This is a genomic window from Thermoproteus thermophilus (genome assembly GCF_055392855.1).
In genome coordinates, this window is sequence record NZ_AP042466.1 from 1,525,349 (window position 1) to 1,540,816 (window position 15,468).

The 15,468-nt window shown below is 60.8% G+C and carries 16 protein-coding genes; 6 read left to right on the forward strand and 10 right to left on the reverse strand.

Annotation, left to right across the window (positions count from 1 at the left end; all coding sequences use genetic code 11):
* The first annotated feature begins 301 nt into the window (after positions 1-301).
* Entirely contained in the window at positions 302-526 is a 225-nt protein-coding gene (locus ACZ5PA_RS08820) for a hypothetical protein (protein ID WP_464929969.1), read from the forward strand.
* A 77-nt stretch (positions 527-603) separates the two neighbouring features.
* On the opposite strand, the gene ppa is transcribed toward ACZ5PA_RS08820, so the two are convergent.
* The 4 genes from ppa to ACZ5PA_RS08840 are packed head-to-tail and all read right to left on the reverse strand — an operon-like array spanning position 604 to position 3,963.
* Positions 604-1,125, reverse strand: a complete 522-nt coding sequence (gene ppa, locus ACZ5PA_RS08825; RefSeq protein ID WP_464931244.1) for an inorganic diphosphatase — start codon at positions 1,123-1,125, stop codon at positions 604-606.
* Between the two features lie 38 nt (positions 1,126-1,163).
* Entirely contained in the window at positions 1,164-2,552 is a 1,389-nt protein-coding gene (locus tag ACZ5PA_RS08830; protein WP_464929970.1) for a gamma-glutamyltransferase, read from the reverse strand.
* Positions 2,549-3,556, reverse strand: a complete 1,008-nt coding sequence (locus tag ACZ5PA_RS08835; protein ID WP_464929971.1) for a pyridoxal-phosphate dependent enzyme — start codon at positions 3,554-3,556, stop codon at positions 2,549-2,551. Before ACZ5PA_RS08835 ends, ACZ5PA_RS08830 begins: the two co-directional genes overlap by 4 nt.
* Positions 3,553-3,963: a secondary thiamine-phosphate synthase enzyme YjbQ gene (locus ACZ5PA_RS08840; protein WP_464929972.1), complete on the reverse strand. Its 411-nt coding sequence runs from the start codon at positions 3,961-3,963 to the stop codon at positions 3,553-3,555. The genes ACZ5PA_RS08835 and ACZ5PA_RS08840 overlap by 4 nt, the downstream gene beginning before the upstream one ends.
* 102 nt (positions 3,964-4,065) lie before the next feature.
* Here ACZ5PA_RS08840 and ACZ5PA_RS08845 point away from each other — a divergent pair, with 102 nt between their 5' ends.
* Both ACZ5PA_RS08845 and ACZ5PA_RS08850 read left to right on the forward strand, forming a co-directional pair.
* Complete coding sequence (locus ACZ5PA_RS08845; protein WP_464929973.1) at positions 4,066-4,965, forward strand: tRNA (guanine-N1)-methyltransferase; 900 nt, start codon at positions 4,066-4,068, stop codon at positions 4,963-4,965.
* 12 nt (positions 4,966-4,977) lie between these two features.
* Positions 4,978-5,784 carry an MBL fold metallo-hydrolase gene (locus tag ACZ5PA_RS08850; protein WP_464929974.1) on the forward strand — a complete coding sequence of 269 codons (807 nt, stop codon included), beginning with the start codon at positions 4,978-4,980 and terminating at the stop codon, positions 5,782-5,784.
* A gap of 3 nt (positions 5,785-5,787) precedes the next feature.
* Here ACZ5PA_RS08850 and ACZ5PA_RS08855 read toward each other — a convergent pair whose 3' ends face one another.
* Positions 5,788-7,053 carry an MFS transporter gene (locus tag ACZ5PA_RS08855; protein WP_464929975.1) on the reverse strand — a complete coding sequence of 422 codons (1,266 nt, stop codon included), beginning with the start codon at positions 7,051-7,053 and terminating at the stop codon, positions 5,788-5,790.
* 107 nt (positions 7,054-7,160) lie between these two features.
* On the opposite strand from ACZ5PA_RS08855, the gene ACZ5PA_RS08860 reads away from it, so the two are divergent.
* Positions 7,161-7,577, forward strand: a complete 417-nt coding sequence (locus ACZ5PA_RS08860) for a PaaI family thioesterase (RefSeq protein WP_464929976.1) — start codon at positions 7,161-7,163, stop codon at positions 7,575-7,577.
* Positions 7,577-8,113, forward strand: coding sequence for a rhomboid family intramembrane serine protease (locus tag ACZ5PA_RS08865; RefSeq protein ID WP_464929977.1), 537 nt, complete (start codon positions 7,577-7,579; stop codon positions 8,111-8,113). The genes ACZ5PA_RS08860 and ACZ5PA_RS08865 overlap by 1 nt, the downstream gene beginning before the upstream one ends.
* Here ACZ5PA_RS08865 and cutA read toward each other — a convergent pair.
* Genes cutA through ACZ5PA_RS08885 form a run of 4 tightly spaced genes read right to left on the reverse strand, consistent with a single transcriptional unit; the run spans position 8,100 to position 12,636 of the window.
* A complete protein-coding gene (cutA, locus tag ACZ5PA_RS08870) occupies positions 8,100-10,289 on the reverse strand; it encodes a glyceraldehyde dehydrogenase subunit alpha (protein ID WP_464929978.1) in 2,190 nt (729 codons plus the stop codon). The two genes, ACZ5PA_RS08865 and cutA, sit on opposite strands and share 14 nt — an antisense overlap.
* Complete coding sequence (locus ACZ5PA_RS08875; protein WP_464929979.1) at positions 10,286-10,732, reverse strand: 2Fe-2S iron-sulfur cluster-binding protein; 447 nt, start codon at positions 10,730-10,732, stop codon at positions 10,286-10,288. The genes cutA and ACZ5PA_RS08875 overlap by 4 nt, the downstream gene beginning before the upstream one ends.
* A complete protein-coding gene (cutB, locus tag ACZ5PA_RS08880; RefSeq protein WP_464929980.1) occupies positions 10,729-11,568 on the reverse strand; it encodes a glyceraldehyde dehydrogenase subunit beta in 840 nt (279 codons plus the stop codon). Before cutB ends, ACZ5PA_RS08875 begins: the two co-directional genes overlap by 4 nt.
* 21 nt (positions 11,569-11,589) lie before the next feature.
* Positions 11,590-12,636 carry a glucose 1-dehydrogenase gene (locus ACZ5PA_RS08885; protein WP_464929981.1) on the reverse strand — a complete coding sequence of 349 codons (1,047 nt, stop codon included), beginning with the start codon at positions 12,634-12,636 and terminating at the stop codon, positions 11,590-11,592.
* A 74-nt stretch (positions 12,637-12,710) separates the two neighbouring features.
* Here ACZ5PA_RS08885 and ACZ5PA_RS08890 point away from each other — a divergent pair, with 74 nt between their 5' ends.
* Entirely contained in the window at positions 12,711-14,921 is a 2,211-nt protein-coding gene (locus ACZ5PA_RS08890) for a bifunctional alpha,alpha-trehalose-phosphate synthase (UDP-forming)/trehalose-phosphatase (RefSeq protein ID WP_464929982.1), read from the forward strand.
* On the opposite strand, the gene ACZ5PA_RS08895 is transcribed toward ACZ5PA_RS08890, so the two are convergent.
* Complete coding sequence (locus tag ACZ5PA_RS08895; RefSeq protein WP_464929983.1) at positions 14,922-15,458, reverse strand: nicotinamide-nucleotide adenylyltransferase; 537 nt, start codon at positions 15,456-15,458, stop codon at positions 14,922-14,924.
* Positions 15,459-15,468: the final 10 nt, after the last annotated feature.

The window sequence follows — 15,468 nt, forward strand, 5'->3', positions numbered from 1 at the left end:
CGTAAACGAGCAAGACAAGGCGCTCGCGTCCATGGCCGAGGGGCCCATCGCCGAGGCGAGGGAAGTGGAGATGCCGACCGCTACGGCGAGGTAAAGGCCACGGTACGCGCCGAGGAGGGCCGGTCTGTCCCTAGCGGTCTACTACGGAGGGTGCTTCGTCTTCGGCGACGTGGATGCGCGCACGTCCACGTACGCCGTAGGTTCGCCAAATAGGCGGAGGCCGCGGATTTTTCGAGGCTAGTTGAAAGGCTCGAGTCCATTAGACGGTTTTAAGGGTATTTATATATCCGGTGTAATTGTTGTGGAGGAGCTCCGGCGGTATTTCGAGGACGTAGAGGAGGCCAGGCTGATTAGGAGGGAGAGGGCTGATTGGCAGTTCATAAATTCGCTTCCGCCGAGGCAGAGAATTGCGTTGATGTACTACATAGAGACGGGGGATATAAGACGGGCGTGTAGGATCGCTGAGATGGGGATAGAGGAGTTTAGGGAACTTATGAGAAAGGCCAAGGTGCCCCTTGTGGCTTAGGCCTCCCAGTCCCGTGTACGACGTTTATCCACATATACGAGGGGTCCTCGTAGTCGGTCGAGCCGAGGACAGCGAGCTTACGAGTTTTTCTTAAACCGCTCGATGGCCTCGACGATGTACTTCTTGGCCTCCTCTACGCCCAGATATCCCCTGGCCTTAACCCATTTGCCCGGCTCCAGCTCCTTGTACCTCTCGAAGAAATGCCTTATTTTTTCCAGAGTCGGCTTAGTCAAATCGAACACGTCCTTAACATCGGCGTAGGAGGGGTCTATCTTCTCGAGGGGCACTGCGATGATCTTGTAGTCCAAACCCTCCTCGTCCTCCATCTCCAAAAGCCCCAGGGGCCTCGCCGCTACCAAAACGCCGGGGGCGAACTCAGCGCCGCTGAGGAGCACCACGTCGAGAGGATCTCCGTCCTCCGACAACGTGCCAGGTATGAAGCCGTAGTTGAAGGGGTAGACGAGGGCGGTGTAGAGGACTCTGTCCACTTTCAACACCCCTAGCTCCTCGTCGTATTCGTACTTGACGTTGGAGCCGGCCGGTATTTCGACGAAGACGTATATCTCGTCGGGCGGCTTCCTCCCGGGCGGAAGCCTCAGCATACCGCACCGCCAATCAGCAAATAAAAATTTTATGATTAAACCGAGAGGGCCAGCCCGTCCCCCCTTATATCGGCAACCGCTACTAGGGACCTCCCGCGCCTAAGCCCCAAGGCGGCGACGCCTAGTCTGGACGGGTAGTCCACTATCTCCACCCCCGGCCCCTCCTCGTAGCCCCTTTCCGCCAAGGCTCTCCACCCGCCAGTCCAGATGAACCTAGGGCTCCACACGACTCTGCGCGGGTCCATGGAATAGTCGACGAGGTTCTGGACCAGCTGGGCGTATATCACGGGCCTGTAGTGGCCGGCGCTTGAGCCCAACGCCGCAGTTTGATCCTCCCTTACTGCGACTATCGCGGAAAGGGTGTGTGCCGGCCTCTTCCTCGGCGCGGGCGCGTTGGGGCCTGTCGTGAAGTCGAAGGCTCTGTTGTTCAACACAACGCCGTAGTTGTCCACGTATCTGGAGCCGAAGTTGTAGTAGATGCTCTGTATGGCTGATATCGTCGTCTCCTCGTCCACGACGGCGAAATACGTCGTGCCGGGCGTCGGCGTTGGCGACTCCGCCTCGCCGAGCTCCACTTCGCCATTGAGGATCCCCTCTACGGGCACCTCCGCATCGCCCAGATACTTATCGCGGGCCCAATGCGCCTTTCTGGCGGCCTTTACCACAGCCCTTATCCTCGCGTACGAGAACGGAGCGTTGGGCAACTCGTTCTCGGAAAGGCGTAGGGTAAGGAGTACCGCGAAGCCCAGGGAGGGCGGCGGCGCCTCGTACAACGCCCATCCCTTGTACTCCGCCTTGACGGGATCCCTCAGCTCTGCCTTATATCGGAGCAGATCCTCCCGCGCGAAACAAGTGCCGGAAAGGGAGTCCGCCAACGCCTCGTAGAGGCCGTCTGGCCCGTGCTCCGCGAGCGTCCTCATCAACCTCAACAGCCCGTCGAGCCTATACGGCGCCCCCGGCTCCTTGGGCAACGAGGCGTAGAGCCGAGCCCCGGGGCCCTCCAGCTCCGTCTTGGAGAGGGCCTCGGCGAGGGATGGGTGGATCACCGCGTCCCTCTCGAGGCGATCGGCCACGTAGTTGACGAGTTTCCCCCACTCCATGGACCCCAAGGACTTGTGCAGCTCCCAAAGGCCTCTGGCGAATCCGGGCACCACGGCGGAGCATATGCCGCGCTCGGGAGGCCGCTCGGGGACGCCCGAGGGGGCCCAGCCGAGGCCGAGGACGGCCTTCACGGAGCCGGCGCTCTCGTACAAGGCGAGGAAATCGCCGCCTAGCCCGTTCAAATGCGGCAACAAGTAGGCAAGCGCCAAGGAGACGCCGACGGCGACGTCGGCGGCGTTGCCGCCCATTTCGCTTATCTTGAGCCCTAGATAGGTCGCCTGGAAGCTCTCAGAGGCTATCGCGATGGATCTCCCCCAGCTCATATCGCCTTGAGGCCGCTCCCGGTGAGCACCACCACTGAGCCCTTTCCGCCGCCTCTTTTCCAATAGCCGGCCAACGCCGCGGCCGAAGACGGCTCGACCAAGAGCCCCCTCTTGGCCAGCCACCTCCAAGCCGCCTCTATCTCGCCCTCGGACACCCACACGCAATCGCCGTGTTCCTCAACGACGCGCGCCATCTCTGGCAACAAGGGCGGGCGCGTGGACACCAACGCGTCTGCGATCGAGTTGATCCTCGGAGGCGGCTCGTAGGCCTCGCCCTTTACCGCCGCGCAGAGGGGCCTCACTTGTTCGGTCTGCACTGCGATGAGCTTCGGCATCTCTTCCACGACGCCGGAGTCCAGCAAGTGCTTGAAGCCCGAGTAGACTCCCAGGAGCAGAGTCCCCGCCGAGGTGGGCAGATAGACCTCCTCCAAGGCCTTTCCCAAATCCCTTACCAGCTCGTATGCCAACGTCCTTATCCCGTCCCTGAACTCCGGCCGCCAGACGTGTGAGGCGTAGTAAGCGCCCGAGGTCTCAGCGGCCTTGGCCACGTCGTCGCGCGTGCCCGGAACTCTGACCACCTTAGCCCCATAGGCCTCTATCTGCCTCACCTTGTTCCCCCTCGCCGTCTCGGGCACGTAGATCTCGACCTCCATGCCTGCCAACGCCCCGTACGCGGCTATCGAGGCCCCGGCGTTGCCGGATGAGTCCTCGGATATCCTCTTGACGCCCTTAGCCGCCAACGCCGATATCAACGTAGCCGAGCCCCTGTCCTTGAAGCTGCCCGTCGGGTTCAAGAAATCCAGCTTGAACTTGATCCCCTCGACCTCTACCAGAGGCGTGTTGCCCTCGCCGAGGCTTATCCACTTAGATATATAGGGGAAGTTATCCCTTATCTTTTCCCGATAGGAGAAATCCAACTCTATAGTAAAGGGCCCTCCGCATTTGGGGCATCTGAGCTCGTCGTTTTTCCTCTCGTAGCCGCAACGGGCGCAGACCACCCTCATTGGCCCATCACTACTACGTGGACTCGGCGCAGCCGAGGCCCATCGAACTCTGCTAAGAAGAGCTCTTGCCAAGTCCCCCTTACCAGCTTTCCGCCCTTTACCGGAAAGACGTAGAACTGCTTGAGCAAAGCGCTGAGCAAATGGGCGTCGGCGTTGTCGTCTATGGCGTTGTGCTCGTATTGGCCCGAGGACGGCGCTAGCCTCTCGAAGAACGCCTCGTAGTCTCTACGTATCCTGGGCTCGTCCTCGTTGGCGAAAAGCGCCGCCGTTGCGTGGGCCAAGAACACCAACGCTATCCCCTCCGATATCCCCGACTCCTTAACCACCGCCTCGACTTTATCCGTTATGTTGACGAGGGAGCGCCTCGACGAGGTCTCGACTCGGAGCTCCTTCGAGTAGACCTTCATGTGCGGGATAACTCACGAATTAAAACCCCTCGCGCCGAATCGCCCGTCTGTCCGCAACTCGCCGGGGCGTGCCGTTATAAAACTTATCGCGGCCCGCAACATGTGGGAATACTCGGCGATATGTTGCTGGGCGAGCTGGAACGCCTCGGCGTTCGGAAATTGGTCTACCCGCGCCGTTTCAAGTGCAAGCACGAGCTTGAGCAGTGCGCGGCGGTCGGGCTCTTGCTGGGGCGCTACAAGCTCTGCGAGGGCCCAGACGGCGCCGTCTTGGCGAAAGCCGACGCCGATTGCCGGCCTCTCGAAGTGAGGTTGGAGCCGCCGCAAGAGCCCAGGATATACATAGACCTCGGCCTCTGGGACGTCCACACGGACTCGGAAAAGAACGAGCTGGTGGAGCAAGTGGCGGCGTCTATAGCCGTCGTGAGGAGTCAGCTCTGGGACGGCAACTTGGTGTTGGCCAGGGCGCCGCCCGAGTTCCTCGAGAGGTTCGGCAGATCTATGCGCGGCATGAGGCACGCAGTCCGCGTAATCGGGGCGCCGCCGCCTGCGACCTCCGTCTACCTCGACCCCGAAGGGCCTTGCGTAGCCAATGAGGAGTTGTTGAGGACTGCCTCCGATATAGTCGTGGGCGGCGTCGTGGACAAGGAGAGGGTGTACAAGGGCGCCACGGCGCGCCTCGCCGCGTCCGCCGGCGCGTCGAGGAGGTGCAGGATAGAGCTCAAGGGCTCTATCGTGGGCGTGCCCGATAGGATAAACAAGATAATAGAAATAGTCCTCGCGGTCAGATACGCCGGCCTCTCCCTAGAGGAGGCCATAATAAGAGCGCAGGCGAAGAGGGACAAGGTCTATAGGCTGATGAGGGAGCTACAAAGGGCCGGGCCGTGCGCTGATCCGGCGTGGGCCGAGGCACTAGCGCGATGGCTTCGCGCGGATAGGAGAACTCTGGAGCTAGCCGCTACGAAGGCCCACGTGAGGATAGGATGTGAAACTATAAAAAGTTAAATAATCGCCATTATGAAGATAACTATATTAGTAGATAACTACCTAACTCAACTACTTTCGCTTAGGTTGAGGCTGTTAAGCGAGTGGGGCTTCGCCGCGTATGTACACGACTACAAGATACTATACGATACTGGCCTAAGCGGGACCGCCCTCCTCAACAACATGAAAGCGCTCGGCATAAGCCCCGACGAGCCCGACTACCTCGTGCTCAGCCATCGCCATATAGACCACACGGGCGGCGTCAAGGCGTTGCTAGCGTCCAGATCGAGGCCGTTGACGGTGATAGCCCACGAGAACTTGTTCGCAAAGGCCTACGCTAAGGACGAAAAGGGCGAGGTGGAGATAGGCGTGAACTTCACGCGAGAAGAGCTGGAGTCCAAGGGCGCTCGGCTGATATTAATTAAGGGCCCTTATAAGATCGCCGAGGGGGTCTGGGCCTCGGGCGAGATACCGAGGCGGTGGGGCCCGTCCCACACAGGGGTTGTGTCCGATCTAGTGCCCGACGACATGGCGTTGTATATAAAACGCCCGGATGGCCTCGTTGCGATAACTGGGTGCGGCCACGCAGGCGTTGAGAACATAGTTGAGTACGGCCTCCAGATAACGGGGGCGGATAGGCTCCTTGCCGTGATCGGCGGATTGCACTTCATGGGGCTACCCGAGTCGAGGATCAAGGAGGCCGTCCAATATCTAAAAAACAAAGGCCCTCGCCTAGTGGCGGGGACCCATTGCACCGGGATATCCGGCATCGCAGCTCTTCAATCCGCAATGCCGGGCGTGGCCGCGCCTGGCGGCGCCGGCGTTTCGTTCGAGATATAACCTCTACTTCGCGATAAGGCGCTTGGTCGACAACAACAAGAGGCCCGCCGCCGCGGCCGATCCGGCTAAATACGCGAGGCCCGCGTAGCTGGAGTTGGCCAACGTGTTGAGATAACCCACGATATAAGGCCCCGCGAAGCCGCCCAGATTGCCCACCGAGTTTATCAAGCCGACGGCCACGGCCCTGGCGACGCCGGCTAACATGCGCTGGGGTATGGGCCAAAACGGCGGATAGAAGCCGTAGGTTCCAGCGGCAGCGAGGGCCAACGCTACGAAGGCCAATTGCGGCTTGGACGAGAGCGGGGCCACCAAGACGAGGCCCACGGCGCCGAGGAACAACGGGATCGAGGAGTGGAGGAACCTCTCGCCACTCCTATCTGAGGATCTGCCCACGGCGATCATGGAGGCCAAGGCTATTAGGTAGACCACCGCGTTGAGCGCCCCTATCACTACGGAGTTGCCGCCTGTTAAGGACTTGAGGACTTGCGGAGACCAGAAAGTAATGCCGTAAAGCCCGCTGGTGGCCAAGAAGTAGACCAAGGCGAGTAGCCAAGCTATGGGCGTCTTGAGCCCGACTATCCACGAGGAGATCCTCTCGGGCGGATGGAGCTCGCGCTCTTTTCTCAGCTCCTCCTCCAGCCACTTGGCCTCGTCGAGGGAGAGCCATTTCGCATCCCTCGGCCAATCGGGCAGAAGGAACAAGACCACGAGACCCCAGAGAATTGCCGGAATGCCCTCGAATATCAACACCCAACGCCACCCCTCTAAGCCTAGCCAATTGACCGTCAAGAGCCATCCCGAGATGGGGGAGAGTATTACGTTGGCCACGGCTATGGCGCTCATGAAATAGGCCACCGCCCTGCTCCGTTCATCCTCGAGGAACCAATGCGTCAAGTATACTATTATGCCTGGGAAGAAGCTCGCCTCGGCGAGGCCCAAGGCGAATCTCGCCGCGTAAAGTTGCCATCTGTCTTGCACCAGGCCGGTGAGGGAGGCTACGATGCCCCAGCTGATCATTATCCTGGCGATCCACTTCCTCGCGCTGAACCTCTCGACTATGTACGTGCCGGGTATCTCCAATATGAAATATCCTATGAAGAAGATGCCGGCGGCGAGGCCGAAGTCGGCATCGGTGAGGCCCAAGCTTTGCTTCATCCCGAGCGAGGCTATGCCGAGGTTCACCCTATCTATAAACGCGAGGAGGTAGGCGATCCATATAATTGGCATTATGCGGGTCCATTTCTTCAATAATATAGCTCCCTTTTCCATAATTCTTTCTCAATCCTATTTTTAAAGAATATGCCCAATATTAAGAGCGAGTGCGACAACAATTAGGCTCGGCGATTATCCTCATAAATGAGCTCCATTAACCCGGTATGTACCCCACGGATGTCGAGAGGGCCAACTCCTTCATCAAGGAGGCGGAGCCCATCATGGCCTTCATAGGCTATAGGCTCGTCGAGGTGTCGCAAGGGCGCGCATGCGCCGAGTTCGACCACGGCAAGAACGTGCAGAGGGCCGGCGGCGTGCTCCACGGCGGGGTCATAGCGGCCGTCTTGGACGAGACCATGGGCATGGCGGTTCTCACAGTCAACGAGGAAGCCGACCAAGTCACCGTGGAGCTCAAGGTGAACTTCTTAGAGCCGGGGAGGGAGGGGCCTTATAGGGTCTGCGGCCAAGTCGTGAGGAGAGGGGGCAGACTAGTGGTGGCCGAGGGCGAGGTGAGGGACGCGTCGGGGAGGCTCGTGGCCAAGGCCCTGGGCACTTGGTATTTGCTCAAGAGGGCGGTCTGATGAAGGCCACGTTGCGGTTAATGTTGTTGGTGGCCCTCGGCTATCTGGTAGGCGCGTTGGTGGAGGCGCGAGCCCCTTGGCTTTTGCCGTACCTAGTCCTCTACAACAAGGCCGTCCTCTCGGGATACTACTACGAGCTATTGACCGCCGTCTTGATCACGCCGTCTTTTCTGGACTTCTTTCTCAACGCCATATCGCTATACGCCGTCTATCTGTTGTTCGGCTCCGAGGCCGGATCCGCGGAGTACGCCGTGTTTTTCCTCTCGGGGGCTCTGGGCAACGCGCTCACCGTCCTCCTCTACCCGCCCGAAACGCTATCCGCCGGCGCCTCGGGAGGCATCTTCGGCCTCATCTCCTTCTACGTCACCAGGAACATGGCGAGGACGCGCGATGTGGGGTGGGCTGGGCCTGCCCTCCTCGTCGTGTTGTTCCTACTCTCCTCCATGTTCCCCAGAGTGAACTACGTGGCGCATTTGGGCGGGATAATAGGAGGGGTCCTCGCTGGCTTGGTCGAGCCGAGGATCAACCGCGTATGAGCTTGTAGATATCCTCGGGCTTGACGGGCGTCGAGGTGAGCCTCACCCTCCTCCCGGTGGCCCTCCTTATGGCGTCCTCCACCGCCTTTATGGCCGCGGCGGCCGCGGCGATGGTGGGCGCCTCGCCTACGCCCTTCGTGCCGGTCGGATGCTCGGACTTGTGCGGCGACTCGGCTAATTTTGGCTCGTAACGCGGCGCCTCGACAGCCTTGGGTATGTGGTAGAACGCGAAGTTGGGCGTCAAGAGGTTTCCGTCTTGGTCGTACGCCACCTCCTCGTACAGTACTTGCGAAATGCCCTGCAATGCGCCGCCGTGTATCTGACCCTCCACTAGCAACGGGTTTACGACGACCCCGACGTCATCGTAGGAGCGGTATAAGAGCGGCTTCACGAGGCCGGTCTCGGGGTCCAGCTCCACCAACACCACGCCGACGCCGTAGGGGAACGTGGGCTTGGCCTTGTACACCTCCATCGCCTCTAGCTGGGCCTTGACCTTGCCCCTATACACCGCCTCGACCACTTCGCCTATCGACACTGACTTGTCGCCTGATTTGAAGACGCCGTCGGAGTACTCGACAGGTCCTCCGAGTAGCTCCTCGGCGGCTCTCCTCAGCTCGGACAAGAGCCTCCTCGCCGCCAAGACGGCCGCGGACCCCCCAGCGGTGAGCGACCTACTCCCGTCGGTCCCAAGCCCGTCGGGGACTAGGTCCGTATCGCCCCAAACTACTCTGATCTTCTCTATGGGCACTTGAAGCTCGTCCGCCACGAGCTGGGCTATGCCCGTGGCGTCTCCTTGTCCGTGAGGCGCTATGCCCAAGGCCACCGTGAAGCTCCCGTCCCTCTCGGCCCTCACTATCGCCACCTCGTGGCCGTAAGTGGTTATCTCTATGTAGAACGAGAGGCCGACGCCGAGCGTCCGCCCGCGCGCCTTCTCCGCCTCCGCGATCTTGACGAGGTCGTAGTAGCCAGTCGCCTCCACGCCTTTTTGGAACACCGCCAAGTACTCGCCGGTGTCGTAACGAAGGCCCAGCGGGTTCTCGTAGGGGGCAGCCTCCACTAAATTCCTCCTCCTCACCTCGACGGGGTCGAGCCCAGCCTCGTCTGCGATTAGGTCCATTATCCTCTCTATGAAGAAGGTGGCCTCGGGCCTGCCCGCTCCTCTATAGGGCCCTAACGGCGGCTTGTTCGTCAACACAGATACGGCGTCTACGTCGAGGTCCCTCACCTTATAGGCGCCCGGCAACATGGTGGCCGCCGTCGAGGCCAGCTCGAAGCCGAACCAATCGTAGGCGCCGGCGTCGGCTATGACCTCGCCCTTTATGGCCTTCAACACGCCGTCTCTCGTAAAGCCCGCCTTGTACCTAAGTATTAGCCCCCTGCCGTAAGTGGTCATCTTGAAGTCCTCGTTCCTAGTCGCCGTCCACTTGACGGGCCTTCTTAGGGCCATGGCCGCTGCCGCCACTCTTATCTCCTCCGGGTACACTTGTATCTTGGAGCCGAAGCCGCCCCCGACGTCGGGCTGCACTACGCGGACCGCCGAGAGGGGCACGTCGAGGCTCTTGGCTATCTCCCTCCTGACCACGTGGGGCTTCTGCGTGGAGTCGTACACCAACAACGTCTTCCCGTCATAGGCTGCCAAAACGCCGTGCGGCTCCATCGGCGATGGCACGACGCGATTTATGACCAACGTCTCCTCGACGACTCTATCCGACGAGGACAAGGCCCTCTCGGCGTCCCCCGCCGCGTATTTCTCCCTGCGCGATACGTTGGTCCCGAGGGACTCGTCGACTAGAGGCGCGCCGGGCTCCATGGCCCTCAACGGGTCCACGACCGCGGGCAGAGGCTCGTAGTCCACGTAGACCCTCTCCAAGGCGTCGTAGAGCGCGTATCTGTCCGCGGCCACTACCATAGCTACGGCCTCTCCTTGGTATCTGACCTTGCCGCCGGGGGCGAAATCGAAAGGCCTCCCCGACTGCGGCGTGAAGACCGCCACGACCCCCGGCATGGCCAAGGCCTCCGAGGCGTCGACCTTCTTGACCCTCGCGTGGGCGTACGGCGATCTCACAAAACCGGCGTATAAAGTCCCCGGGAGCTCGACGTCGTCGAGATAACGCGCTTGGCCGTACAACAAGTGGTAGTCCTCCAGCCTAGGCAACGGCTTGCCTATGTACCTCATAGCGCCGCCGACTTGACGGCTTCTATTATGTTCTGGTAGCCCGTGCATCTACACAACACGCCGCTGATGCCCTCCCTTATTTCCTCCTCGGCGGGCTTGGGGTTCCTCTTGAGGAGAGCGTAAGAGGCCAAGAGCATGCCCGAGGTGCAGAAGCCGCACTGCAACGCGTGGCGCTCGTGGAAGGCCCTCTTGAGGCGCTCCATGAGCTCGTCGGAGTAATCCGCCGTGATTATCTCCGCGCCGTCAGCCTGCACCGCCAAGAGGTTGCAGCTCTTGACGGGCCTTCCGTTGAGCAAAACAGTACACGCGCCGCAGTTCCCCGTATCGCACCCGATCCTCACGCTCTTGATGCCCAAGTCGTCTCTCAGGAAATGAACCAACAACTTCCGCGGCTCGACGTCGCGTTCGTACAAGACACCGTTCACCTTGACCCTCACCCTCATAGCCCCAACGCCCTTCTGACCGCTCTCCTCGCAGCCACGCCGGCCATGGCCCTCCTATACTCTGCGCTCGCCCTCACGTCCGACACGGGCTCGACCTCCTTGGACGCCGCGTCGGCCACCTCGGCCAGGACCTCCGCCGTAATGCTCCTCCCCACGACGGCCTCCTCTGCCTTCTTGAGCCTGACCGGCTTCAGCCCGACGCCGGTGGCGGCTAGCCGAGCCTCCTCCACGACGCCGTTCTTGACCCACAAAGCGGCCGCGACTCCGGCTATGGCGAAGTCGTTGTAGGACCGGGATATCTTGACGTAGGAGGCCTTGGGCGGACACTCGGGTATCTTGATGCCCACGATGAGCTCCCCTTGTTGTAAAGCAGTGGTGTAGGGGCCTTGGAAGAACTCGGCCGCAGGCACCTCACGGAGGCCCGAGGGCCCCTTGACCTCTATCACGGCCCCTAGGGCCAAGACGACCGCGGGCCAATCGGCGGCGGGATCCGCGTGGGCCAAGCTCCCTCCGATAGTGCCCACGGCCCTTATCTGGGGATCGCCTATTTGCTTCGCCGCCTCCGACAACACTCCGCACGGGCCGCTCCAGCTCTCGAGGTCCCAGTGAGTGGTCAAGGCGCCGATTGCGAGGCCCTTGCCCTCGAGCCTTATGTAGCTCAGCTCCTTGAGCTTGCCTATGTCGACGAGCTTGCTGGGGGCCAACGCCCTGAGCTTCAAGAGCGGGATTAAGCTCTGCCCGCCGGCTAGGGGCTTGGCGTTGGGGTCCTCCGAGAGGAGCTTAATGGCCTCCTCGACCGAGGATGCCTTGTGGTATTCGAACTGAGGCGGTATCATTACGCGTTCATGGAGTCTCTTTTATAAGTGTTGTACTACTAAGACCGTCTTTATGTCGTCGTGGGTCCAAGAATAGGCCTCTTGATATTTATCGAGAGAGGCCGTCTTGGTGATGAGCCTCTTGGGCCAATCCCCGAACCTGTCTAGGGCCTCTTTGAGGTGCCTTACGGCGGCTTCGAAGTGTTTCAAGCCCGCGTTGACAGAGCCCACCACGAGCTTGTTGTTCAACACGGCGTCCGTGAGGAGGGACCCGACGTCCTCGAGCCTTCCGCCGGACGGGTACACGCCGAGGAGCACCTCGACACCGCCCGGGCCCAGCCTAGAGAGGCCCTCTAAGGCCACGGAGGCGGCCCCCGTGGCCTCAACGACGAGGTCGTAGGAGCCGGCGAGCTTCTCGTGCGCCGCGTCCACGTACGTCGCCCCCAGCTCTTTGGCGAGCTTGGCCTTTAAGCTATCGGGCGGCCTAGTGGCCACAGTGGTGACCGATAGGCCCATTAGCCTTAGGACCATGGTCGCGAGGAGGCCCACGGGACCAGCGCCGAGCACTAACGCCGTCTCGGGCCTCTTGCCGAGCCTCGACTGATACGCCGAGAGGCCGACCTCGATCCCCTTCTCGACCACGGAGAGCGGCTCGGTCAACACGGCTATATCGGCGATCTCCTTCGGCACCTTGACCAGATAAGCCGCATCCGTCACCGAGTACTCGGCTGCGTGTCCGTGAAGCCCCCAGATGCCGTGCTCCACGTATTTGCCGACGGGGCAATAGTCCACGGGCAGATCGCAGTTCACAGGCCTCCTCACGGTGGGCACGACTAGATCCCCCACCGATACGTTATCCACGCCGTCGCCCAACTCGGCGACTTCGGCCAAGGCCTCGTGGCCCAGTATGAGGTAGTCGAAGCCATCGGGCGCTTTGCCGTATCTGCCCTCTATTATCTCCTTGTCGGTTCCGCACACGCCGACCATCAAGGGCTTGAGCAAGACCTGCCCCTTGCCCGGAGACGGCTTGGGGACGTCTCTGAGCCTCAAGGACTCGGGCACTCCGGGGACCACGGTCACCGCCTTCATGTCCGTGTAGACCGGTTTATTAATCTACTGTGTGCCGCCGCAGACCTTTTTATTTATGCGCTGTTCGAAAACTTGTGCGTTTGATTATCGTGTCCAACAGACTGCCGGTGACGGTGTCCTTAAAGGACGGCGAAGTGGTCGTCAAGGAATCCGTTGGAGGGCTGGCCACTGCCATGAAGACCTTCTTGGCGGCCACCGAGGGCGGCAAGGCGTTGGGCTTTGAGAGTGTGGTCTGGGTAGGCTGGTCGGGGCTCGCCGACGAGCCGCCTGAAGTGGCCGAGAGGCTCCGCGAACAAGGACTAGAGCCCGTCCCCCTCACGAAGAAAGACGTGGAGCTCTACTACGAGGGCTTCTCCAACTCCACGCTTTGGCCGCTCTTCCACGGATTCACGACTCACACGGTCTACCGCGACGAGTTCTGGGACGCCTACGTCTCCGTCAACAAGAAATTCGCGGAGGTCGTGGCGTCTAGGGCCGGGCCGGAGGACTACGTCTGGGTCCACGACTACCACTTGATGTTGCTCCCGTTGTTCTTAAGAGGCGCCGTCCCCGATGTCGGGATCGGCTTCTTCTTGCACATACCCTTCCCGCCGCCCGAGATCCTCCAGCTATTGCCGGCTTCTTGGCGCAACGAGATCCTAGACGCGTTGTTGGCCTCGGACCTCATAGGCTTCCACACGTCGGATTACATGTCCAACTTCGTCAGAAGCGCCGTGAAGTTCGTGGGGGCCAGCGCCGAGATCGACGTGGTCAAATCGCGCCACGGCCAAGCTAAGGTGGGCGTCTTCCCCATAGGGATCGACTTCGACCGTTTCTACAACTCCTCGCTGGACCCCGAGGTTGCCAAGGAGATGGAGGAGGTCAAGCGCTTGTTGAAGGGCCTCAAGGTCGTCTTCTCCATAGATAGGCTCGACTACACCAAGGGCGTGATAAACAGAGTCTACGCGTGGGAGAAGTTCCTCAAATCGCGTCCCGAGTGGAGGAGGAGGGCCTCCTTCGTGCTCGTCGTGGTCCCATCGCGCACGGGAATCCAGCAATACGATGCTATGAAGAGGCAAATAGACATGGAGGTGGGGCGGATAAACGGAGAGCTGGGCGAGCTCGATTGGGTCCCCATAATATACCTATACAGGTTCTTGTCCACGCCGACGTTGTTGGCCATGTACAACGTGGCCGACGTGGCGTTGATAACGCCGCTCAAGGACGGCATGAACTTGGTCTCGAAGGAGTACGTGGCGTCTAGGCGCGATTGCCGCGGGGTCTTGATACTCAGCGAGACCGCGGGGGCCGCGCGGGAGCTCACGGAGGCAATAATAGTCAACCCCAACGACATAGACGGGATGGCCAAGGCGATCGAGAGGGCCTTGACGATGCCCGAGGAGGAGCAATGCAGTCGTCTGCGCGAGATGCAGAGGAAGTTGAGGGCACAGGACGTGGTCAAGTGGGGGCTCGACTTCGTGCAGTCGCTCATAGGCGCGAGGATAGAGCGGGCCGATAGAGAGGCCAAGTTGTCCACCTCGACGCCCCTCGAGGGGCAAGCATTGGAACAGATGGTGGAGTCCTTCAAAGCCGCTAAGTCCAGGGCCTTGTTCCTCGACTACGACGGCACCCTCATGCCGCTCTATCCCTACGCCTATCAAGCCGTGCCCGACGAGGAGTTATTGCGCCTATTAGAGGCTCTCGCGAGAAAGCCGGGAGTCCACGTGGTCGTGGTGACGGGCAGGCCGCGGGATTTCATGGACACGTGGCTGAGGGATCTGCCGATATATATAGTGGCCGAGCACGGGCTCTGGATCAAACGGCCTGACGGGGTCTGGACCGCCGTCATTGCAGTGGACCCCTCCTGGAAGCCGAAAGTGAGGAGGATAATGGAGGAGTTCGTGGAGAGGGTGCCCGGGTCGTATATCGAGGAGAAGGAGGCCTCTATAGCTTGGCATTACCGAAACGCCGATCCTAACGCGGGCGAGGCCGCGGCCGCCGAGCTTGTCGATAACCTCTCAGCGCTCTTGACGGGCAGCGGGCTGACGGTTCTCAGGGGCAAGAAGGTGATCGAGGTGAAGCCCGCGGGCGTGAACAAGGGGATCGCCGTTAGCCGCCTGTTGGAGGAGCTGAGGCCGGACTTCGTGCTGGCGGCCGGCGACGACGAGACCGACGAGTATATGTTCGCCTCGTTGCCGCCCGATGCCTACACCATAAAAGTGGGGAGGGGCAGATCCTTGGCCAGATACTACTTGGCGAACTACAAAGAGGTCAGAGGGGTGTTGCGTCGGCTCTTGGCCGCTTGATCACCACTTGTGGGGCTCCGCCTCGCCCAAGGCCGCTACCCTGAGCCGCTCCGCCCCTCCGAGCTTTTTTACTATCTCGGCGACGGACTTGGGGACGAGCTCCTCCCAAGCCGGATCCCCCTTGAGAATGAGCTCTCTGATCCTCGTGGACGTGTACTTCTCCCTGTCGAACATGGGCTGTTGCTTCACCTCGTACCCCGCGTCTCTGAACAACATGGCCACGAAGGGGTTGCCCGTATAGACCACGTCGAAAGGCGGGACGTAGGATTTGACCCTCCCCAGCCATTCCAAGTTGTTCTCCACGTTGGGGATTGGCACCATCAACACGCGGGATAGGTCGACTCCGCCCTCCTTCAGCCCCTCCCTCAACATCCATATCCTCTCCCCCGCTGTGAAGGGGTCCTTCAACATGTAGTTGAACTGGGCTGAGCCGATCGCTATCACCAACTCGTCCACCTCCTTCAAGATCTCCCTGACTGCGTAGACGTGGCCCCAGTGCGGCGGCTGGAAACGCCCTGGGAATAAGCCCCTCCTCACGGTCTAATTC